This window comes from Faecalicatena sp., from assembly GCF_058819085.1.
Map to the genome: position 1 here is coordinate 170845 of NZ_JBZUUL010000004.1, position 21295 is coordinate 192139.

Annotated in this window: 19 protein-coding genes; 3 read left to right on the plus strand and 16 right to left on the minus strand. The window is 44.4% G+C overall.

The features are described from left to right. Positions 1-293: 293 nt before the first annotated feature. Together AC4OGX_RS02870 and eda are read right to left on the minus strand one after the other, a co-directional pair. Positions 294-1319 (minus strand): PfkB family carbohydrate kinase, encoded by a 1026-nt coding sequence (locus AC4OGX_RS02870; RefSeq protein WP_493328319.1) that lies wholly within the window; start codon positions 1317-1319, stop codon positions 294-296. A gap of 25 nt (positions 1320-1344) precedes the next feature. Continuing rightward, a complete protein-coding gene (eda, locus tag AC4OGX_RS02875; RefSeq protein WP_493328320.1) occupies positions 1345-2304 on the minus strand; it encodes a bifunctional 4-hydroxy-2-oxoglutarate aldolase/2-dehydro-3-deoxy-phosphogluconate aldolase in 960 nt (319 codons plus the stop codon). Positions 2305-2568: 264 nt separating this feature from the next. Here eda and AC4OGX_RS02880 point away from each other — a divergent pair, with 264 nt between their 5' ends. Then, positions 2569-3483, plus strand: coding sequence for an AraC family transcriptional regulator (locus AC4OGX_RS02880; RefSeq protein ID WP_493328321.1), 915 nt, complete (start codon positions 2569-2571; stop codon positions 3481-3483). Between the two features lie 129 nt (positions 3484-3612). On the opposite strand, the gene AC4OGX_RS02885 is transcribed toward AC4OGX_RS02880, so the two are convergent. Beyond that, positions 3613-4416: a gluconate 5-dehydrogenase gene (locus AC4OGX_RS02885; RefSeq protein WP_493328322.1), complete on the minus strand. Its 804-nt coding sequence runs from the start codon at positions 4414-4416 to the stop codon at positions 3613-3615. A 93-nt stretch (positions 4417-4509) separates the two neighbouring features. Further along, positions 4510-5631, minus strand: a complete 1122-nt coding sequence (locus tag AC4OGX_RS02890; protein WP_493328323.1) for a glycoside hydrolase family 88/105 protein — start codon at positions 5629-5631, stop codon at positions 4510-4512. A 154-nt stretch (positions 5632-5785) separates the two neighbouring features. Between AC4OGX_RS02890 and AC4OGX_RS02895 the strand changes: the two genes are divergently transcribed. After that, positions 5786-6673, plus strand: coding sequence for a helix-turn-helix domain-containing protein (locus AC4OGX_RS02895; protein ID WP_493328325.1), 888 nt, complete (start codon positions 5786-5788; stop codon positions 6671-6673). Positions 6674-6717: 44 nt separating this feature from the next. Here the strand turns inward: AC4OGX_RS02895 and AC4OGX_RS02900 are convergent, their stop codons facing one another. The 7 genes from AC4OGX_RS02900 to kduI form a co-directional block, all read right to left on the minus strand. After that, positions 6718-8022, minus strand: a complete 1305-nt coding sequence (locus AC4OGX_RS02900) for a TRAP transporter large permease (RefSeq protein ID WP_493328327.1) — start codon at positions 8020-8022, stop codon at positions 6718-6720. Beyond that, positions 8023-8505 carry a TRAP transporter small permease gene (locus AC4OGX_RS02905; protein ID WP_493328328.1) on the minus strand — a complete coding sequence of 161 codons (483 nt, stop codon included), beginning with the start codon at positions 8503-8505 and terminating at the stop codon, positions 8023-8025. It abuts the gene before it with no gap. Continuing rightward, positions 8486-9538 carry a TRAP transporter substrate-binding protein DctP gene (dctP, locus tag AC4OGX_RS02910; protein ID WP_493328528.1) on the minus strand — a complete coding sequence of 351 codons (1053 nt, stop codon included), beginning with the start codon at positions 9536-9538 and terminating at the stop codon, positions 8486-8488. The genes AC4OGX_RS02905 and dctP overlap by 20 nt, the downstream gene beginning before the upstream one ends. A 218-nt stretch (positions 9539-9756) precedes the next feature. Beyond that, complete coding sequence (locus AC4OGX_RS02915; RefSeq protein WP_493328329.1) at positions 9757-10626, minus strand: polysaccharide deacetylase family protein; 870 nt, start codon at positions 10624-10626, stop codon at positions 9757-9759. 206 nt (positions 10627-10832) lie between these two features. Continuing rightward, the gene (locus tag AC4OGX_RS02920; RefSeq protein ID WP_493328330.1) at positions 10833-11645 is read right to left on the minus strand and encodes a sugar phosphate isomerase/epimerase family protein; all 813 of its coding nucleotides are present in this window, start codon (positions 11643-11645) and stop codon (positions 10833-10835) included. Between the two features lie 3 nt (positions 11646-11648). Next, positions 11649-12290, minus strand: coding sequence for an RpiB/LacA/LacB family sugar-phosphate isomerase (locus AC4OGX_RS02925; protein WP_493328331.1), 642 nt, complete (start codon positions 12288-12290; stop codon positions 11649-11651). A gap of 63 nt (positions 12291-12353) precedes the next feature. After that, the gene (kduI, locus tag AC4OGX_RS02930; protein WP_493328332.1) at positions 12354-13217 is read right to left on the minus strand and encodes a 5-dehydro-4-deoxy-D-glucuronate isomerase; all 864 of its coding nucleotides are present in this window, start codon (positions 13215-13217) and stop codon (positions 12354-12356) included. Between the two features lie 307 nt (positions 13218-13524). Between kduI and AC4OGX_RS02935 the strand changes: the two genes are divergently transcribed. Next, positions 13525-14289 (plus strand): IclR family transcriptional regulator, encoded by a 765-nt coding sequence (locus AC4OGX_RS02935; protein ID WP_493328333.1) that lies wholly within the window; start codon positions 13525-13527, stop codon positions 14287-14289. 196 nt (positions 14290-14485) lie between these two features. On the opposite strand, the gene AC4OGX_RS02940 is transcribed toward AC4OGX_RS02935, so the two are convergent. The 5 genes from AC4OGX_RS02940 to AC4OGX_RS02960 form a co-directional block, all read right to left on the minus strand. After that, entirely contained in the window at positions 14486-15499 is a 1014-nt protein-coding gene (locus AC4OGX_RS02940) for a LacI family DNA-binding transcriptional regulator (protein WP_493328335.1), read from the minus strand. Between the two features lie 172 nt (positions 15500-15671). Next, entirely contained in the window at positions 15672-16865 is a 1194-nt protein-coding gene (locus tag AC4OGX_RS02945) for a thiolase family protein (protein ID WP_493328337.1), read from the minus strand. A gap of 18 nt (positions 16866-16883) precedes the next feature. Beyond that, the gene (gene fabG, locus AC4OGX_RS02950; protein ID WP_493328338.1) at positions 16884-17627 is read right to left on the minus strand and encodes a 3-oxoacyl-ACP reductase FabG; all 744 of its coding nucleotides are present in this window, start codon (positions 17625-17627) and stop codon (positions 16884-16886) included. A gap of 26 nt (positions 17628-17653) precedes the next feature. Then, on the minus strand, positions 17654-19240 hold the full coding sequence (locus AC4OGX_RS02955; protein ID WP_493328339.1) for an acyl CoA:acetate/3-ketoacid CoA transferase: 1587 nt from the start codon (positions 19238-19240) through the stop codon (positions 17654-17656). A gap of 126 nt (positions 19241-19366) precedes the next feature. Beyond that, a complete protein-coding gene (locus tag AC4OGX_RS02960) occupies positions 19367-20998 on the minus strand; it encodes a class I adenylate-forming enzyme family protein (RefSeq protein WP_493328341.1) in 1632 nt (543 codons plus the stop codon). Positions 20999-21295: the final 297 nt, after the last annotated feature.

The window sequence follows — 21295 nt, forward strand, 5'->3', positions numbered from 1 at the left end:
GCGGATATTATAAATCCCTTCCCCACTTTCTGAATTAGGTTCAATCCGTTGATTCTCCCCCCAAAATATTCTATACCCATGTATTTCTATAAAAAGTATTTCCTGCACTTTAGTTTACTATATTTCCCTGAAAATAGAAAGCCGTTTTCCAATAATGTATTTTGTCTTTACTTAGACGCAGGTCCGTCTTTACGGGTACTCTTGGGGGTACTCATAAGAACAGATAAAAATAGGATATGGCTGCCACACTATGTGACAGCCATATCCAACTTGGCAAAATGAGATTCTCTATTTTATCTCTGGACACGTCCGGAAGCATCTCCTCCGGCCAGTTTTGCGACTTCGTCCATTGATACCATATTAAAGTCACCCTCGATGGAGTGTTTCAGACAAGATGCAGCAACTGCAAACTCGATCGTTGCCTGTGCATCATATCCGCTTAAGGATGCAGCGATGAGTCCGCCTCCAAAGCTGTCTCCGCCGCCTACACGGTCAACGATATGCATCTTGTATTTCTTGCTGAAATAGTAGTCTGTTCCGTCATATAACATTGCAGACCAATTGTTATCATTTGCAGAAAGGGACTCTCTCAGTGTGATAGCCACTTTCTCAAATCCAAAGCGGTCAGCAAGCTGTTTTGCAACATCTTTATAACCCTCGTGATTTACTTCCCCTGCTGTAACGTCTGTATTAGCAGCGTGGATACCGAATACATCTGCCGCATCCTCCTCGTTTGCGATGCAGACATCTACATATTTGCACAGCTCGCCCATCACCTGGCCTGCTTTTTCTTTGCTCCACAGCTTATTTCTATAGTTTAAGTCACAGGAGATCTTAACACCTGCTTCCTTTGCAGCCTTACATGCATCCAGGCAGATCTCTGCAACACCGTCATTGAGTGCTGGTGTGATTCCTGTAAAGTGGAACCACTCTGCTCCGTCAAAGATCTCTTTCCAGTTGAAGTCTTCCTTTGATGCAGTATAGATAGAAGATCCTGCGCGGTCATAAATAACCTTGGATGGTCTCTGGGATGCTCCTTTTTCCAGGAAATAGATTCCTACCCTGTCACCGCCGCGTGCGATATAAGATGTATCGACACCGTATCTTCTCAGGGAATTCACTGCTGCCTGTCCGATCTCATGCTTTGGCAGCTTGGTAACGAACTTTGCATCAAATCCGTAGTTAGCAAGGGAAACTGCAACGTTTGCCTCTCCTCCGCCGTAGGTTGCTCCCAGTGTCTCAGCCTGCACGAAACGGTAATATCCTTCCGGTGCCAGTCTTAACATGATTTCTCCAAATGTAATTACTTTTTTACTCATGATCTGCTCTCCTTTACTCCTGATCTTATTTCTGTACCAGATGTACTGCGAATCCACCGATCTCATCCTTCATGTAGATCACTGTCATTCTGCCGTCTTTGTATTTTGCTGTGTCATAATCAAATTCCACATTCTGTGATTCCAGATAGTTTACAGCGCGGTCAACACTGTTCGCTGCGATTGCGATATGGCCTTTTGCGCCCTTAAACGGACTCTTCATGGCTTCTACCATTGTGCCGGCAAATACAGAGCTGTTACCGCTCTTCTTCTCCAGTCCGAAAATTCCTGCAAATGTCTGAGCTGTCTTCTCTGCCTCATCCTCATCTGCGCAGTTGATCCCGATGTGTCTCAGTTCAAATCCAAGCATCTTCATCACTGCCTCTCTTGTCAGTGCAGTGATCTCGTCGAACTTACCGGCCTTCACAAGATCTCCTTTTACCATCCAGCTTCCGCCGCAGGCAAGAATCTTAGGGAATGCAAGATATTCGTTTAAGTTCTTGGCATTGATCCCGCCGGTAGGCATGAACTTCATGTTTGTATAAGGTGCTGCCATAGACTTGATCATATTCAGTCCTCCGGCCGCTTCTGCCGGGAAGAACTTCACGACCTCCAGACCTAACTCGATGGCCTGCTCTATGTCGCTTGGGTTAGAGGTTCCCGGTGTGACCGGCACACCTTTCTCGATACAATACTTCACAACCTTAGGATTCAGCCCCGGGCTTACGATAAACTTAGCCCCTGCCGCTACTGCGCGATCCACCTGCTCTGTTGTGAGCACAGTTCCTGCTCCAACCAGCATATTCGGAAATTCTGATGCCATGATGCGGATGGATTCCTCTGCCGCTGCCGTTCTGAATGTAACCTCTGCACACGGAAGTCCGCCCTCACACAGTGCCTTTGCCAACGGTGCCGCATCCTTTGCGTCCTCAAGTACTACGACCGGTACAATTCCTATCTTCTGAATCTTTTCTAATACTTCGTTCATGATTATTCTCCTTTTCACCTTACCGTGTTTACGGATCACTTATTTTGTTTCTGGTTTTCTGCCGTCTTTTTTGTTTCATATTATGAAACCATATTTCATATTATGAACCTTTGCTGTTTTTTATTATACTCTTTTTCACTACGTTGTCAACCAGTTTGCCTAAAATATCTCTAAAAATATATTCCTAAAATATTTTTTTCATTTTCTGCTGTTTTCATCCGCTTGACGGACATGTTATACTTGATAGCAAAGGGAGGTAGAGCTATGTTGATCCATACTTCATGCCAGGATGCCATTGAATCCTGTCTGAATACACAGCGTTTCGCAGCGGCACATTTATATAATGATGAGAGACCGATGAAGATCCATATCCATGACTGCTATGAAATCTATTATTCGATCTCCGGCGGAAAGCAGTTTCTGATCGATAACCGCTTCTATGATTTTAAGCCCGGAGACCTTTTTTTCATCAATCAGTATGAAAGCCATTATCTGTCACAGATCGACAGTGTGACGCATGAACGGATCATCCTCTCCATCTATCCTGACTATCTGAAAAGCTGCTGTACCGATCAGACCGATCTGAATTACTGCTTTTCCAGCCGGGGACACGCAGGCGGACATAAAGTTTCCCTGACAGCCGACGAGCAGAGCCGTTTTCTCTATTATATCCACAAGCTCAGAGATGTCGGCACTTTTGGGCAGGATGTCCTGGAACACGCGCTTTTCCTGGAACTGATGACGTTCTTAAATAAGATATTTTATACACGCAATGTACAGACTGCCCAGGCTATAGATGCCTCTTCCCGGTCTGCAGTCCTATCTGCGGATACGGCGGATCATGAAAAGAACCCGTCTTCAAGGCATACCCAGATCGATGCGATCCTGTCCTATGTGAATCAGAATCTGACACAGGAGCTTACGATCCAGAACCTGGCTTCTCATTTTTACTTAAGTCCTTCCTATCTCTGTAAGATCTTCAAAAGTGAGACAGGAACTACTATCAACCGCTACATCACGGCCAAGCGCATTACCCATGCCAAGGCCCTGCTGGCAGAGGGATATTCTGTCACTGATGTCTGCCCCATGTGTGGTTTCAATGATTACAGCAATTTTTTAAAAGCCTTCACGAAAGCAGTCGGAATCTCACCCAAGAAATATGCCCAGTTCGAACGCTAGGCACAGAGCACTTTTCCCTGTACCAAAGTTTAGACAGCTATGGGCTGCATTTGCCCATGATATAGAAAAATCTCCCGCCGTATCATCCAGGACGGGAGATTTTTCACCTGCCATACTGGCAGAATATAGTTATTTAGGCTGTTTTCCGATATATGCCAGGATACCGCCGTCTACATACAGTATCTGTCCATTTACAAAATCTGATGCATCGGACGCAAGGAAGATCGCAGGTCCCATCAGATCCTTTGGATCTCCCCAGCGCGCTGCCGGAGTCTTGGAGATGATGAACTGATCAAACGGGTGTCTGCTTCCGTCGGCCTGTGTCTCTCTCAGCGGTGCTGTCTGCGGTGTTGCAATATATCCCGGTCCGATACCGTTGCACTGGATATTATACTCGCCGTACTCTGAGCAGATGTTCTTTGTCAGCATCTTTAATCCGCCCTTTGCTGCAGCATATGCCGAAACAGTCTCGCGTCCCAGCTCACTCATCATAGAGCAGATGTTGATGATCTTTCCATGTCCCTTCTCGATCATATCCGGGATCACTGCCTTAGACATGATAAACGGCGCGTTCAGGTCAATATCGATCACCTGGCGGAATTCCTCCACACTCATTTCAGTCATCGGGATACGCTTGATGATCCCTGCATTATTTACCAGAATGTCGATAACGCCCAGTTCCTTTTTAATAGAAGCAACCATTTCTGCAACCTGTGCTTCATCTGTTACATCACAGATATATCCCTTCGCGTCGATCCCTTTTGCCCGGTAATCTGCAAGCGCCTGGTCCATGTGCTCCTGGCTTCTGCAGTTAAAAGCAACCTTTGCCCCTGCTTTTGCATATGCCTCTGCGATGGCAAATCCGATCCCGTAAGCGCCTCCTGTTACAAGAGCCACTTTTCCTTCCAATGAAAAGCTATTTAAAATACTCATTTCTACTTCCTCCTATGAAAAATCTATTCTGCCGCAAAAGGAACGCTAATCTCAGATTACCTTTTTGCGTCTGTTTTGGTTACAAATTCCTGATTATAAATGCAGCAGTGCCTCTGCCAATGCAAGGATCGTCAGTGACTGTCCGTATGCCATCGGTGCAATCAGGATATTTTTATAATGGTCAGCATCCATACCCATACCTGTGCCGCCGGATACATTGAGTACAGTGCCATCTTTATCAATATTTTTCAAGATCCCTCTGACCGCCTTTTCTGCACATGGCAGATAGGAATCATCCAGGATTCCAAAACGGATTCCTTTCAGGATACCTGCTGTGATCGCTGCGGAGCCGGAGACCTCTTCATAGCTGCCTGGATCTGTCAGCACAGTGTGCCACAGTCCGCTTGGAGCCTGAAGTTTCTTGAGTGCCTTTACCTGTGCCTTGTATGTATCGAGGATAATGGTCTTCACTCCCGGATTCAGGCTGCCCTTGAACATATCGATATAATCCAGAATCCCCAGCGTAAACCAGCTGTTGCCGCGACACCAGAAGACGCCTCCAAAGTTATGGTTTCCGTTGAAGGTCCATCCATGATAGAACAGCCCTGACTGCTTATCATACAGATATTTGATGTGGATCAATACCTGATGGATCCCCTCGTTGATCCATTCCTCATTCTGGTATTTCTGTCCCATTTTGTTCAGGAATAAAACAGTCATAAACAATGTGTCGATCCACATCTCATTCTCATTGAGCCGTACGCCCTGGCGGTCACCGTTGGCGCTTGTCACATGCTGGAAGCCGCCCTCCCTTGTTCTGGGAATACAGTTCATCAGCCAGTCTGCCCAGTTAAGACATAGCTTTTCAAATTTCTCATCATGATAATATTCGTTTAATTCGACCAGTGTCAAAAGCGGTGTGGTGGTATTGATATTTCTTGACGGAAGCCCCTGCTCCATATTCTCTACAAACCAGTTATGCAGGAATTCCTTGTATTCCTCATTCCTGTCATACTGCATGATCTTAAGCAGACCATACAGTCCCACTCCCTGGGGCCAGTCCCACTCTCTGATCCCAAAGTCTCTTTTGAAAAATCCGATCGCTTCCCCGCCGGATTCTTCCAGCTCCTTTTCATTATCCGGTCCGCCGAGATTCAAAAGCTTCTCGATCACCAGATCTAATTTTTTTCTAAGTTCTGTTTCTTTGATATTCATTCCTGGTTTCCTTTCCTATTGATTACTAATGATTTCACTATATCCAACTTTCCTGTTTCCTTTTGTGGATTTTTTTCTTTCTTTATTATATACTTATTGAACCACTCCTGGTCAATGAGATATAATTTTAAAAAATGAAAGCGAGGTCCACACATTGGAAAAGGTCACTTACTATGCAGCCATTGATGGCATTTCTCTGGAACACATGGTCCGTTACGGCAAATTTGATATGCGTGTCAAGCATTTCCACACGGAATATGAGATCTTCTATATCCTGGAGGGACAGCGCCTTTTCTTCTTTAATAACAGGAATTTTGTTGCTTCAAAAGGTGATCTGATCCTGGTGGATACTAACCTGATCCACATGACTAAGTCTGTATCAGCGGAGGATACCGGACACAACCGGATCATCCTTTATGTCACCCTGGATAAAATGAAGGAGCTGGATGAGAAATACAACACCCTTCATCTGGTCCGTTTCTTCCATCAGAACTATGGAGTGTACCACTTAACACCCGAGCAGCAGGATGAATTTATGAACCTGTACTATTTGTTCAAGGAAGAATATAAAAACAAAAAACGTAACTATAAGCAGGCGATCGAGCTCGCCGTGACCTCTTACTTTTTGAATATTTCACGCGATCTGGACTCAAGCACGCAGGAGCTGCCGCTATTATCCAATGACGATAAATACCGGCATGTCTATGAGATCGCCGATTACCTCTCCGAACACTGCGAGGAGAATATCTCTCTGGAGCAGCTTGCGGCCCGGTTTTTCTTAAGTAAGTATTATGTCTGCCGGTTATTCAAAGATGTCACCGGCTATACGGTCCGTGAATACATCAATATCCACCGGATCCAAAGGGCTAAGCGCCTTCTCGAGGAAACAGACCACAGTATCTCTGAGATCGCGGAAATGGTGGGTTATGCCAGTCTTACCCATTTTGAGCAGACCTTTAAAAACTACATGACCATGTCTCCTTTGAAATACCGCAAAGCCAGAAATCTCTTTATTTCCAATACAACGCCGGTCAATCCCTGAAGCTGGGATTTCCCGGCGTCTTTTATTTTATGTTCCGGCCTCGATTACATCAGGCCGAGTACACCCGGCAGCCAGGTACTGAATGCCGGAACAAATGTTACGAAGAGCAGTGCTGCAACGATTGCCACGAAGTATGGGATCAGACGTCTCATGACATCCTCCACTTTCAGCTTGGCAACGCTGCATCCCACGAATAATACACTTCCCACCGGAGGCGTGATCGTACCAATGGACAAGTTCATGACCATCATAACACCAAACTGGATCGGGTCCATGCCAATGCTGGTTACGACCGGCAGGAAGATCGGTGTAAAGATCAGAAGAGCCGGTGCCATATCCATGAATGTTCCCACGATCAGTAAGATGATATTGATCAGGAGCAGGATCACGATCTTATTGTCAGAAATTCCAAGCATTAGGCTTGAGATCGCCTGAGGCAGTCCTGTGAATGACAGTACGAATGACAATACGGAGGATGCTCCGATGATCAGCATAACAATCGTTGTCATGACTGCGGCATTTACCAGGATGTCTTTAATCTGAGAAACCTTGATACTCTTGTATACAAATACGGACAGGATAAATGCATAAATAACTGCAACTCCGGATGCCTCTGTCGGTGTAAAGTAACCGGACAGGATACCGCCGATGATGATTACGATCAGCAGAAGGCTTGGGATCGCATCCCAGATCGTCTTTAAGATGACTTTTCCTGTCAGCTTGTCACGTTTGATCACATAGCCTTTTTTCTTAGCATATACGAATGCAACGACCATACATGCGAATGCCCACAAAAGTCCCGGGATCCATCCTGCCATGAATAAGGTTGCAACGGATGCACCGCCGCTTGCAGCGGAGTATACGATAAACGCGTTTGTCGGAGGAATCAGCTGTCCGACCGGTGCCGTTGCGATATTGGTTGCTGCTGAGAATCCATCATCATACCCGGATTCCTTTTCCAGCGGGTTCATAACACCGCCGATCGCAGTTGCTGCTGCGATACCGGAACCGGAAAGGGAACCGAACATCGCATTTCCTGCAATATTCGTCAGTGCCAGGGAACCTGGAACCTTACCTAAGAATAACATTGCAAGATTGATTAGACGTCTTGCGATACCGCCGCTGCTCATCAGCTGGCCCGCCAGAATAAAGAACGGTACAGCAAGCAGTGTAAAGCTGTCGATTCCGCTGACAAGCTTCTGTGCGGAGATAAACATTCCGAACTGTGGGTTCAGGAACATGATAATCGTAACCAGTGCTGAAGTGATGATGCTGAATGATACCGGAACGCTCATCGCCAGCAGGAAAAAGAATAAGATAACCAATACTAAAGCTGCCTGTAATTCCATTTATTTGCCCTCCTCCTTTGTCTCTTTCCATTCACGTACAAACCGGACCAGCCGCTGCAGCGAATAGATTACCATCAGTACTCCGCAGATCGGGATTCCGATATAATAGAACTGCATCGGGATTCCCATGGCCGGTGAAACCTGTCCTGCCGCATTGACAGAAACCATGACGCCTCCGGCGATCATAACAAAGGAGCTGAGGAAAAGCACGAGAATTTCAATAAATATCTTGTTTTTCAGTGTTCCTTTTTTCGTAAATGTACTTGTAATAAATTCAATAGCAATGTGCTGTTCTTTCCCGTATGCATATGGAACACCCAGCATTGTCAGCCAGATCAGAGCATAACGCAGAAGCTCTTCTGTCCAGGAGCTCGGATTATTTAAGATAAACCGGGTGAATATCTGCCAAAAACATCCGGCCACCATGACTACGACCAGAACGGCCAGTATATATTCAATTACTTTATTTATTATTTTCATCATCTGTTCCCCCCTGCTTCGCGTAACTTTGAATATCTTCATAGAGTGCTTTGTAGTTATCGCCTCTCTCGCAGAATTCCTCGTGGATCGGCTGTACTGCCTCGATAAACGCACTCTTGTCGATATCTCTGTAAACATTCACTCCGTGGGACTGTGCTTCTTCAATAGCATCTTCCATCATTCCATTATACAGGCTCTTGAAATTGTCATTTGTCTTCTCCAGAGATTCCACCAGGTATTCCTGCTGGTCTGCGCTTAAGCTGTTCCACATCTTTGTACTGATGATATAGATATCAGGAGAATACTGATGCTCTGTGTATGTATAGGATTTCACCAGATCCTGATGTCCGTCGACAGTAAGTGCCAGCTCGGTATTTTCTGCGCCGTCCACGATTCCCTGCTGCAGAGCTGTATAAGTCTCGCTTCCTGCCATCGGCACTGCGGAGCCGCCCATCTTCTGGATCATGTCCATGGAGGTGGAACTTGGCATGGAACGGATCTTCAGACCCTTGAGAACCTCTGGACTGTCACAGCGGACATCCTTCTTTAAGTAGAAGTTTCTGGAACCGTTCGCATAATAACCGATCGCAATGAACCCCTGGTCTTCGGTCGCTGTAAACAGATTTTTAACTTCCTCGCTCTTCTCCATTGCTGTGTAGTAATGCTCCTGATCTACGAACAGATATGGTACTGCGAAGATCGCATATCTGTCATCGAACTGGCCAAGTGTATTGGAGCTGACCTTTGCCATATCCAGGATTCCCGCCTGGACCATCTCGATCTCTTCCTTCTCAGTTCCAAGTACACCGCTTGCATAAATATTAATGTCAAGATTCTTGGAATCGTCTTCTGCTACAAATTCTGAAAATTTTGCAATAGAGTCTGCAATTTCTGAACCGGCGGACTGATTATGTGCCAGCCTGATCTCCACCTTCTCACTGCTGTTGGCACTTACGACAGACACAAACGTCGCGGCTACAGCTAAAAGTCCGATTGCGGAAGCCGCAACCCCAATCTTTTTCTTGATGCTTCCCATGTTACTCTCCTTCTCTTCAATGAATCTCCCACACCAGTCAGACCGGTCTTCTTCTCGCATGGTATCCTTGATCTCATCTTGTATCATTTATTGTTTGTGCACTTGTTTATGTTGCTATTCTAGCACAAAAAAAATGGAGTTTTTCACTGAATATTGCTTCCATTGCACCTTTTTCAAAGAATATTGCTCTCAAAATATACCATCTAAATTAATTAAGATCAATGATGTACATATGGGACTACTATCGTTTCCCCGCTCCTGATACGATATTTTTTCCCATCGATCAGCATCCATACATCGATACAGGAAGGGTTATAAATATAATCTCCTGTGGCAGAATATACCAGATTCCTAACCGCTTTGAGATACTCACAGATCTCCCCGTTGGACGCATACCAGATCTCTTCATGCCCGGAAGCTTTCTTTAGAAACTCTTCGATTTCTTCCCACTGTCCAAATCCATCAAACTCGTAGGCATGCCCCCATAAAAAATATAGCCACGGAGAAAGGAAACACTCCGGATCGATGGGCTTTAAAAACTCCTCCAGCAGCTCCATCATCCTCGGTTCAGTATGATGGCAGGTCGGATGCCACTCTAAAAAATCCTCCGGCAGAGCAAAATCAAACGTCGGTTTTGTAGTTCTCGCATAGGTGATCCCACAGCTGGCTGCAGTCCTTTTTACCCGGTCATTCCATGTCCCCATCGGGTATGCCATCCCCGTGACAGGCGCTTTCACCAGTTCCTCCAGCTCCCTGCGGCATGCTGCGATCTCATAGGCCGCCATCCCTTCCGGAACCTTCGTAAGATCCGGATGGGTCATTGTGTGGACGGCGATCTCCTGCCCCGCATAGACCTCCGCGATCCTTTCCTTCGGAAATTTATGATGCTCCACCTGAAGCCCCGGCTGCTCCAGCCAGTCATTGTCTCCCGCCAGTCCCGCACTGATATTAAAAGTTCCTTTTATTCCATATCCCCTCATCAAATCAATCAGACGTTCATCCTGTGTCACCCCATCATCATAGCTCAACGTCAAAGCCTTCCGTCTCCCCTCCGGGAACAAGGGAATATCTCTTCTTAATCTTAACATTGTATTATCCTCCTGCTTATGCAACTTAGGCTCGGTTCTTTCGAGCCTTATGTTGCAAAGTACATCCTGTCGACTTAGGCGGGGTTCTTTCCCGCCTTAGTGACATGGATGTTTCCCTGCTTATGCAACTTAGGCTCGGTTCTTTCGAGCCTTATACTACAAAGGCAGCTTCTGCAAACTACAGAAACTGCCTCTACCTCATGATACTATATATTTTTCATAAACTGAATATCGTCCTGAGCGATCTGCGGATTCATTTCTTCTCTGAGCAGATACATATCCGGGCGGTTTTCATGCAGCCACTTCGAGATTGCCGTGTAATCAATAGCACCTTTCCCAAGCGGAGTCGGGCAGTAATTTCTGTTTTCATCAAAATAGAAATCTTTGATATGCATCGCCTCAATGTAAGATCCTATATTTTCAAGCCACTGGCTCCAATAGGCATTCTGGTCCGTAGTATCCGGGAATTCCAGCAGATTAGACGCATCAAAGATCATCCTCAGATGCTTTTCATCCCCCACCTGCTCCATCACATCCAGAACTGCCTCCAGATTTTCCAGCGGATGCCAGTAGACCGGCTCAATGGCCAGCTTTACATCCAGCTTTTGCGCTTCTTCCACAACACGCTGCACACTGTCGATCATATGAGGGTACCAGAGGGCTTTCTCCTCTTTGCTTAAATGGGGGTATGCAGTCTCCGTCCCCACCACCTTAGCACCGACCTCTTTCGAGTATGCCAGGCACATTTTCAGAGTCCTCACTGCAGCCTGACGTATACTTTCATCTGGATTTCCCAGATCCATATAGCATCCGAACACCGGGATCTCAATGCTATTTTTTTCAAATGCATTACGGATACGGTCCAGATGGGACAGCGTAATATCCTCATAGCTGTCAATTCCGGCAAATGCTTTGGGCAGCGCAAGCTGTGCCGCCTCATATCCCTCTAAATGAAGGGTTTCTGCCAGCTGTTCGATCTCCATTTTCCCATAATCATGGGCACGTACACCTATCTTCATCTCTTATAACCCCAAAATCTCTCTTACAACTGCTGCGATCTCATCGTCTTTACAATTTGCAAAGAATAACTCCCGGAACTTTTCTCCGCTTAACGCGCCTTTTACAAGCTCCTGATCCAGTTCCTTTAAAATATCTGTCAGGCTGCGGTATGTGACCTTTTTCACTTCATCCAGGATCCTCTTATTTCTCTGCTCCGGCACTGCACGCTCTCTTGGGTATCCCTGTCCGCTCTCTTCCACATATAATTTTTCAAAAATGTATTCCAGATTCAGGTCTCCACCCCATCCAAAGCCTTTTGCAAATGGGATCGCGATCGCGTTTCCATCGTTGATCTGTGCAAATGTGTATGCATCCAGTGCATCCTCCACATGACCGCAGATCACGCCCGGGAAGGAATTACATGCCAGCATAGCTCCTTCGCCTGTTCCGCAGCCTGTGATGACATAGTCTGCCGCACCGGAATTCAAAAGTACTGCTGCCAGAATACCAACCTGCACGTATGTGAGCTGGCAGGCATCTTCTGCCGTATACATTCCATAGTTGTATACCTCATGCCCCATTGGTTCTACGACTTTTTTCAGGGAATTCAAAATCATTGCATTCTTTGCACCCTGGCTGTTTTCATTGATTAATGCGATTTTCATCTGATTGATCCTCCTTAGATTGATCTTTGTTCTTGATAACTAATTTTCACGAAATACTATATTTTACATCAGGTCCTGCATTGCACAGTGGTCCATATCATCAAAATCCTGGTTCTCTCCTACCATTCCCCAGATAAATGTATAGTTTCTGGAGCCGCTTCCTGAGTGGATGGACCAGCTTGGTGAGATCACTGCCTGCTCATTTCTTACTACAATATGTCTTGTCTCCGTCGGCTCACCCATGTAATGCATCACAAATGCATCTTCTGGCAGTTCGAAATACATATAAACTTCCATTCTTCTGTCATGAGTATGGCATGGCATCGTATTCCAGACACTTCCCGGCTCCAGGCTGGTCATTCCCATCTCCAGCTGACAGCTTTCTACCTGGCCCGGCAGGATATATTTGCAGATCGTGCGGTGGTTAGAATCTTCAAGGCATCCCAGTTCCACCTTATTCTCATCTTTTATGATGACAACATCCTCTGCCGGCTCGCCCTCTCTTTTGATCAGAACAGTCGGGTAGGTCATGTGTGCCGGAGCACTGTTTAGATAGAATTTTGCCGGTGTGCTTTCACTCACGCTTGCAAATGTAATATCCCTTGCACCTCTTCCGATGTACATTCCTTCTTTATGTCCTACCTCATATGATTTTCCATCCACCGTAAGAATCCCTGCTCCGCCGATGTTGATCACTCCCATCTCGCGTCTCTCCAGGAAATAATCTGCACGGAGCTCATCTCCTGCTGTCAGGACCAGCGTTTCCTTTACCGGCATAACTCCTCCGGTGATGATGCGGTCGATATGACTGTACACCAGCTTGATATCATCTGCAAAAAATAACTGCGGAATTAAAAATTCCTCTCTCAGACGCTGTGTTGTATAATTTTTTACATCTCTTGGTGATGCCGCTGTTCTCAATTCCATGATCATAATTCCTTTCTCTTACTCTTATTTTAGTTCGTAATGCCAGACCTTTGGGCAGCCTGCCATCTCTTCGCTGTAAGGAGTCCGATCCCTATTCCATCTATCAGTTTATGTGGAAATCTTTTCGTCCCCCCGCGTAAACATGCTTATTTTAGCATAGATAAAAAGCAATTTCCTGTGTTTTATTCTACTAAATCTTGCAAATCTTATTCTCTGATTTTTCTTTGCTATTTCGAATTAATCGTGTTAAAATACTTCGTATATATCACATGTACTTTAACTATGACTTGTCAGGAGGCTGTCATTTATGGAAACAAAAAATCCGATCCAGGTATCCGAACGTATTTTTCATACCATCGAGTGCCTTGCCGCGTCCGGGCCGATGGGGCTGCAGGAATTGAGCACGGAACTGGAACTGAACAAGAGCACAGTCCACCGGATCCTGAACTCTCTTATATGTATGGATTATGTCCGGCAGGATCCCGAGACGTTAAAATATAGCCTTAGCTTTAAGTTCTGCAGGATCTCCACCCAGATCCTGTCCCAGAACAATATGGTCGATCTGGCCAGACCGTATTTAAAGCAGCTGGCAGAGCAGTCCGGTGAGATCGTCCATCTGGTACAGCTGGATGGCATGAATGCCGTATATATCGACAAAGTTGAATCTGCACATAATACCGTACGTCTGGTTTCGATGATCGGAAAGAGTATTCCTCTTTATTGTTCCGGTGTGGGAAAAGCCATGCTGGCAGAAATGCCGGATGAGAAGATACGTCATATCTGGGAACAAAGCGATATCCGCCGGCTGACAGACTATACTGTCACTGACTTTGCACAGTTTGCGAAGTTGATCGAAGATATCCGCAGAAACGGATACGCCATGGATAATGAGGAGAATGAACTGGGAGTGCGCTGTATCGCTGTATCATTGAAGAGTTTTAGTGGAAAGCCGTCTTATGCGATCAGTATTTCGGCACCGAAGGACCGGATGAGTGATGAGAGGATTCAGGAACTGAAAGAGATGATATTAGGGGCGAAGGAGCAGATATTGAAAGAAGTAGGGGGATACTAAAGAATCATAAGTATCATCTCCATTTTATACCTAAAACACTCTGCTATCTAAAACAACTATTTATTGGGCCACAAAAAAATCAGTTATCCAATATTTTTGAATAACTGATTTCTTTTTAGTCCAAAAGTAACATAATAAATTGTAGATTCATTTTAATCTACACTCTATGCCATGACTTGTATTGCTCCTGCTTACATTAGAATGCCGGTGCTCCTGTTGTTTTTCTGACCATCACAGACGGCGTGAGGATGATTCGTTCAGGCTGTGCTTGTGGATTCTTTAGCTGCTTTAGCAGCAGGCGCGCCGCTTCGCTCCCCATCTTCTCTGCATGCTGACTCACAGTTGTCAGCTGGATATCTTTCAGATCGGCTATAGGTATATCATCAAAACTAATCACAGATAAATCTTCTGGTATACGAATGCCATGCTTTTCACAGCCATCAATAAATCCCAGAGAAGTCATATCATTTACCGATATAACCGCACTCGGCTTCTCCTTGAGCTTCACAAACTCCTCGGCAATCGTATATCCTGTCTCCAATCGCAGATCACTATTCCATATAAATTCTTCATAATAAGGAATAGAATAGTTCTGCAGCGCCTGGAGATACCCCTCAAATCTATGCGAGGCCGCAGATGAAGCTTGATGTCCTTGTATAAATCCAATTTTCCTGTGCCCCAGATTAATCAGATGGAGTGTCGCTTCATATCCTGCCTGATAATTATCTGTAAGAACAGAATCTCCCTCATATGAAGGCAAGATCCTGTTTACCAACACCTTTGGCATCGTCAGTTCACACAGCTTTTTCCCCAGCTCCGGACTCTGCGCAGTGATCAGTATCAGGCCTGCAAAATTACACTTTTCAGTCATTTGTATAAACTCTAATTCCCGGTCCGCGTCATATTCACTATTATAAATGGTTACAAAATAATTATGTTCACACAGAATCTTCTGGATGGAAAAAACCAAGCTGGCATAAAATGGATTTCTCACATCTCCTAAAATCAACCCAATCGCATTCACACACTTAGTATTGACTGATCCAGCTGCCGCTTTGGGCTGATATTCAATCTCCTCCGCATAGCGGATGATCTTTTCCCTTAACTCCTCACCTACTCCCGGTGCACCTGACAGCGCCCGTGAAACGGAAGCCCGTGAAACTTGTAATTTTTCTGCTATATCTGTAATCGTAAATGGCTTTCTTTTCATAATATCAGCACTTTCAATTTTTTATTTCTATCTATATACCTATATTAAAACAAATTATATATAAAATCAATGGAGCACCTGCAAATGTTTCTAAAAGCCTTTATTCAGACTAAAATTCTTATATCGTAAAACAAGACGGCACATCTGCTGTACCGTCTGTCTGCAAATTATCTTAGCACTTTGTAAAGTACATAGAGATTCCCTGGCCTCCGCCTATACACATGGAAATCATAGCATCCTTCTTTTCTGTTCTCATCAATTCATAGAGCACTTTTACTGTCAGTACACAACCTGTTGCACCGATTGGATGCCCTATTGAAATACCGCCTCCATAAATGTTTACCTTTTCTGGATCAAGTCCTAAGTCTCTGCTGACTGCAAATGCCTGGCTTGCAAATGCTTCATTAATTTCAAACATATCAATTGACTTCAGATCCAGATTCAGCTTGTCTGCCAGTTTCTCGCTTGAAAATTTAGGAGAATATCCCATAAGTTCGGCATCAAATCCTGCAATCGCATATCCTTCAATCTTCAGCTTCGGAATGATATTCAGCTCCTCCGCCTTTTCCCTTGACATTACTACAACTGCTGCTGCACCATCATTTAAACTGGAAGAATTTCCTGCAGTAACAGTTCCTGTCCCATCTGTAACAAAGCATGGGCGGAGTCTCTGTAATTTTTCAATTGTGAGTCCTTCTCTCGGCCCTTCATCAGTGTCAAAAACAGTAATATTTCCTTTCCTATCCTTTAACTCAACAGGAAGGATCTCGTCTTTAAACTTTCCTTCTTTCAAAGCAGCACATGCCCGCTGATGAGATTGAAGTGCAAATGCATCCTGCTCCTCCCTGGTTACATTATATTTTTTTGCTACATTCTCTGCAGTCACTCCATTATGATTACCATCCAACGGCCAGGTCAGGATATCAATAACTCCATCCTCAAAACTTTTATGTCCCATCCGGGCTCCCCAGCGTGCATCCTTCACATAATATGGAAGTCTTGAAATGTTTTCAGCTCCGGCCGCAACAACAACATCTGCATATCCGGTTTGAATCTCCATAACCGCATCTACGATTGCCTGAAGTCCAGAGCCACATTGGCGGTTCACAGAATAAGCAGTACATTCTTTTGGCATTCCCGCCTTCAGGCTGACTGCCCTGGCAACAAATCCATCCTCCGCCACTTCTCCTACTTCACCAACAATTACTTCATCTACCTGGTCAGGTGTAAGCCCTGCCCTCTTTACAGCCTCGGATACTACCATAGCACCCATATCAATAACAGACACATCCTTGAGGCTCCCACCGTAAGAAGCAACCGGAAGACGGACCCCACTTACAATAACAACATCTTTTAATTCACTCATCTTAATTCCTCCTCGCTTTTAGACGATCATACCGCCGCCGACATTGATCACTTCTGATGTAATATATGCAGCCTCATCAGATGCCAGGAAAGCTACCATATTTCCCACATCCGACGGCTTTCCTGCATATCCCATTGGGATTCTTCCCATCATGCTCTCCCATGCAGCTCCATCATTTACTTCTTTCAGCTTGAGTGTCATATCTGTTTCAATAAATCCAGGACAGATGACATTACAGGTAATTCCTTTCCTTGCATTTTCACGCGCTGCTGTTTTTGTAAGTCCTACTACTCCCGCCTTAGCTGCTGCATAATTAGCCTGTCCCAGATTACCCAGCCAGCTTCCGGATGAGATGTTGATGATACGTCCGTAACCCTTCTCACGCATGTGCTTTAACGCCTCCTGGGTACCGTAGAATGTTCCTGTCAAGTCAATCTTGATTACTGTATCCCAATTTTCTACCGGCATTTTATGAAGCATGCCATCACGGTTGATTCCGGCATTATTAACCATAATATCGAGAGTCCCATATGTAGTGACCGTATATTCTACAAGTGCCTGTACCTCCGACTGCTCCGCTACATTTACTTTAAAACCACTTGCAGTATATCCCTTCTCATTTAATTCTGCTGCTGCTTCATCATATCCAGCAATATCTGCTATTACCACTTTTGCGCCTTCTGCCGCCAGTTTCTCTGCAATCCCTCTTCCCAGTCCGCGGCTGGCACCTGTTACAATTGCGACTTTGTTTTGTAGTTTCATCGTTACTTCCTCCTTAAATGATAAATTTATATTTTATTGCGGATGATTTCTCCAAGTCCGAAAGAACCATCTGCTTTAAAAACATTTGGATTCATGATCTTTAAATCGTCGCTTATTATTGGCTTAAATTCCATGAGTGCGAGTATTTGTGTTTCAAGATCGATGCCTGGGGCTATTTCTGTCAAAACCACTCCATCCGGGCTTAATTCAAACACGGCACGTTCTGTTACATAATGCATTTTTTGTCCCTTTTTCCTGGCAATTTTCCCGTTATATGAAATCTGCTGCACCTGGTTCACAAATTTGATCAGCGATCCCTCTTTTAGGATATGCAGTCTATCCCCGTCAAAGGAACATTCCAGCCCCTTTCCTGTGAAAGTAGAACAAAAAACTACATGCTTTGCATTCGTTGTAATATCTATAAATCCACCGGCTCCTGTCGGTTTTGGTCCCAGCTTAGTAGCATTGACATTTCCCTCAAAGTCAATTTCACCCGCACCCATAAATGTAATATCCACGCCCGCGCCATTATAATAATCAAATTGATCGTCATGACGAACAAGTGCAAAATTATTCTTTGCGATTCCAAAATCAATACCACCCATAGGAGTCCCGCCATAGATTCCCGACTCAACGGTGATCGTAACATCATCGGTAACATCCTCCTCAGCCAGGATCGGACCAACCACATCATTTGGAATTCCTGTACCAACATTTAAAATGTCGTTGACAGATAATTCCATTAAAGCACGTCTGCCAATCACCTTGCGAACAGACATCGTCAGAACATCTGATGAATCCAATGGTACCTTTATGTCCCCGCAATACGCAGGATCAAATGCAAAACTATGCGTCTGCCTATGATCTTGTTCGGGGTTGTCACACATTACAACTGCATCAATAAATACTCCCGGAACCGTAACTTTCTTACAGTGCAGCTGTCCTGCTGCAACCTTATATTTGGCCTGTGCAATCACCTTTCCGCCAAATTTTTTGCATGCCAGAACTGCTGGAAACACCTCCAGATTCATTGCCTCTTCATCTGTAGTAAGATTCCCAAATTCATCCACATAGGTTCCCCTGATGATACAGTAATCCATCGGGATTGGCTTATAACGCATGTATTCTTCCCCATCTATTACTACGACATCATTGATATCTGGGGCATTTAGAGTGATATCATTCATTTTCCCGCCGCTGATTCGTGGATCAACAAACGTTCCTAATCCTACTTTCGTAATTTTCCCTGGCTCGCCCCCCGCCATACTGCGGTATAACTGCGCAAACTGTCCCTGAGGGATACAATATGCTAAGATCTTATTTTCAGAAATCAATTCCATTATTTTTGGCTGTAACCCCCAGTGTCCTCCGATGATACGCGAAAGCATCTTCTCGTGTGCAAAATGCTGTATCCCCCGATCCCGGTCACTTTGACCACAGGAATGCAGCAATGTAAGTCCATTGGGATGTCCTGTTTCTATAAATCTTTTTTCAACTGCACTTAAAATAGTTTCCGCAGCAGATACAAGAGTCATTCCGATCGTAGCAACTGTACTGCCGTCAGTAATGAGTTCAGCCGCTTCACGGCCCGTCATAAAAACTGGTTTTTTCATAATCAATCTCCATTCTGCCGTCCTACTTTGACGACATAAACAACTGTGAAGGTTTCTATTTTGTCCGATTATTTTATGCTAAGCATTGGCACCTCCTCTCCCCTTCTCTTAAATGTTACTTTTGATCTAAAGCATTAAATTATCAGACAATACTTTACGTATTTTTTTCTTATCTATTTTGGAATTTGGCGTAAGAGGAAGCGCATCTGCTATTATAATCTTTACTGGGATCTTGAATTTGGCAAGTTTTCCCCCTAGATACTCCTTGATATCATCACAAGTGAGCACTGCTGCATCTTCCAACACGACCATCGCTGCCGGCACCTCCCCATATAATTCATCAGGTATTCCGACAACAGCTGCCTCCAAAATTCCTTCCATACTGTATAATTCATTTTCAACATCGTAGCTGCACACTTTTTCCCCGCCGCGGTTGATCATATCCTTCTTTCTGTCTACAATAAAAAGATACGATTCTTCATTAAAATATCCTAAATCTCCCGTATCGAGCCATCCATCTTTTAAGGAAGCGGTCTCCATTTTATAGTATCCAGTAAGAACGACCGTGCCTTTGATATAGACCGTGCCAATCTGCCCAATCGGAACACATCTGCCCATTTCATCACAAATTTTAAAACTTGTACCAGGAACAGGGATTCCTGATGCCCCGATATAAGGACTGCTATAAGCATCCCCCGGAAACATTGCCGCTGGAGAGGATGTCTCTGTCAGACCATAAACCGTGTGAAACTTCATATCCGGAAGCCAGTCGTGCAGCTCTTTTATCTTCTTAACCGGCATGTAACTGCTTCCGCAGGCTAATGCCCGCAGGGAAGGCAGACTGGGGAATTCGCCCTTTTCCTGGAGTAATAGTGAGAATACCGTTGGGGATCCATGTAAAAATGTAATTCCAAACCGCCTGGTGTCAGATAATATCCTCTTAGCATCAAAATATTTGTGCAGCCTGATACTGGCCCCAGCGAATATAAACACTCCAAAAAGCGCAATCAATCCCGTCACATGATAAATGGGAACCGGAATGATCGTAGAATCCTTTTCTGTAATCTTTAAAATTCTTTGATAAACAGACACCGCATGCATGATATTGAAATTAGATAACATGACTCCTTTACTAAACGAAGTTGTACCTGATGTAAACATCAGCACAGCAGTATCTTCTGGCTTCGGCTGACCGCCAAAGGATACCGCCCTCTTTGTTTTTGGATTAGGCAGACTATACTCGTTACAATGACTGTCCGCCTTTATCAGAAAGAAAGGCAATTTTTCAAAATCCTGCTTAAACCACCCACAAAAATCTTTATCACAAATCATTCCGTCTAAATCCGACTTCTGTATCAATGAAAATATTTCCTCCCTTTTATACTTAGTCGGAAAAGGAATAACAACTGCTCCCAATCTGTTAAGCGCCAAAAATGCAACACAGAATTCTATACTGTTATACATTAACAGCGCTACATGCGCTCCCCGTCTGACATTTTGGGAATCATATAATGATTCTGAAAAACTATCTGTCATTTCTAATACCTGAGAAAATGTATACTTTATACCAAAATCATCAATGATACACACTCTGTCAGGAAATCTTTCGGCATTTCTCTTCAATGCGTGATATATTCCAACAGGCAGCCCCGTGAATATTTCGTATTCTCTTCCCAGCATATTTGTTGTAGTCATGTTATTTCGTATTTGTTCCGCCCACAAACAACTGCCGTCAACCTTAGAAACCGAAGTACTCATAAATCCCTCCTTTTAAATCCTTTACGTAACTTTTAACGTAATTATATCTCTTAATGACGTAACTGTCAACATTTTACGTAACAAATTCATTTTCTTATTTTATCATATGTGCATTTTTAATATCATTTTTGTTATTTTTCGAAAATTTTAAGCAAATATTCCACAATGTATTGAAATTTCAAAAGTACGGTGATATAATACTTTCACAAGGCACGTTAGTAATATTACGTAACTTTTCACAATTTGCACGAAACATGATATGTTCACATTCTTCAGTTACATTCAATCGCAATCGGT

Coding starts and splice junctions, on each gene's coding strand:
- AC4OGX_RS02890 (WP_493328323.1), bottom strand. CDS start 5,631: ATGAATATCAAAGAAACAGAACTTAGAAAAAAATTAGATCTGGTGATC.
- AC4OGX_RS02915 (WP_493328329.1), bottom strand. CDS start 10,626: ATGTTAAGATTAAGAAGAGATATTCCCTTGTTCCCGGAGGGGAGACGG.
- AC4OGX_RS02960 (WP_493328341.1), bottom strand. CDS start 20,998: ATGAGTACTTCGGTTTCTAAGGTTGACGGCAGTTGTTTGTGGGCGGAA.
- AC4OGX_RS02920 (WP_493328330.1), bottom strand. CDS start 11,645: ATGAAGATAGGTGTACGTGCCCATGATTATGGGAAAATGGAGATCGAA.
- AC4OGX_RS02955 (WP_493328339.1), bottom strand. CDS start 19,240: ATGAAAAAACCAGTTTTTATGACGGGCCGTGAAGCGGCTGAACTCATT.
- AC4OGX_RS02945 (WP_493328337.1), bottom strand. CDS start 16,865: ATGAGTGAATTAAAAGATGTTGTTATTGTAAGTGGGGTCCGTCTTCCG.
- AC4OGX_RS02940 (WP_493328335.1), bottom strand. CDS start 15,499: ATGAAAAGAAAGCCATTTACGATTACAGATATAGCAGAAAAATTACAA.
- AC4OGX_RS02880 (WP_493328321.1), top strand. CDS start 2,569: ATGTTGATCCATACTTCATGCCAGGATGCCATTGAATCCTGTCTGAAT.
- AC4OGX_RS02925 (WP_493328331.1), bottom strand. CDS start 12,290: ATGAAAATCGCATTAATCAATGAAAACAGCCAGGGTGCAAAGAATGCA.
- kduI (WP_493328332.1), bottom strand. CDS start 13,217: ATGGAATTGAGAACAGCGGCATCACCAAGAGATGTAAAAAATTATACA.
- AC4OGX_RS02900 (WP_493328327.1), bottom strand. CDS start 8,022: ATGGAATTACAGGCAGCTTTAGTATTGGTTATCTTATTCTTTTTCCTG.
- AC4OGX_RS02885 (WP_493328322.1), bottom strand. CDS start 4,416: ATGAGTATTTTAAATAGCTTTTCATTGGAAGGAAAAGTGGCTCTTGTA.
- dctP (WP_493328528.1), bottom strand. CDS start 9,538: ATGGGAAGCATCAAGAAAAAGATTGGGGTTGCGGCTTCCGCAATCGGA.
- AC4OGX_RS02935 (WP_493328333.1), top strand. CDS start 13,525: ATGGAAACAAAAAATCCGATCCAGGTATCCGAACGTATTTTTCATACC.
- fabG (WP_493328338.1), bottom strand. CDS start 17,627: ATGAAACTACAAAACAAAGTCGCAATTGTAACAGGTGCCAGCCGCGGA.
- AC4OGX_RS02870 (WP_493328319.1), bottom strand. CDS start 1,319: ATGAGTAAAAAAGTAATTACATTTGGAGAAATCATGTTAAGACTGGCA.
- AC4OGX_RS02905 (WP_493328328.1), bottom strand. CDS start 8,505: ATGATGAAAATAATAAATAAAGTAATTGAATATATACTGGCCGTTCTG.
- eda (WP_493328320.1), bottom strand. CDS start 2,304: ATGAACGAAGTATTAGAAAAGATTCAGAAGATAGGAATTGTACCGGTC.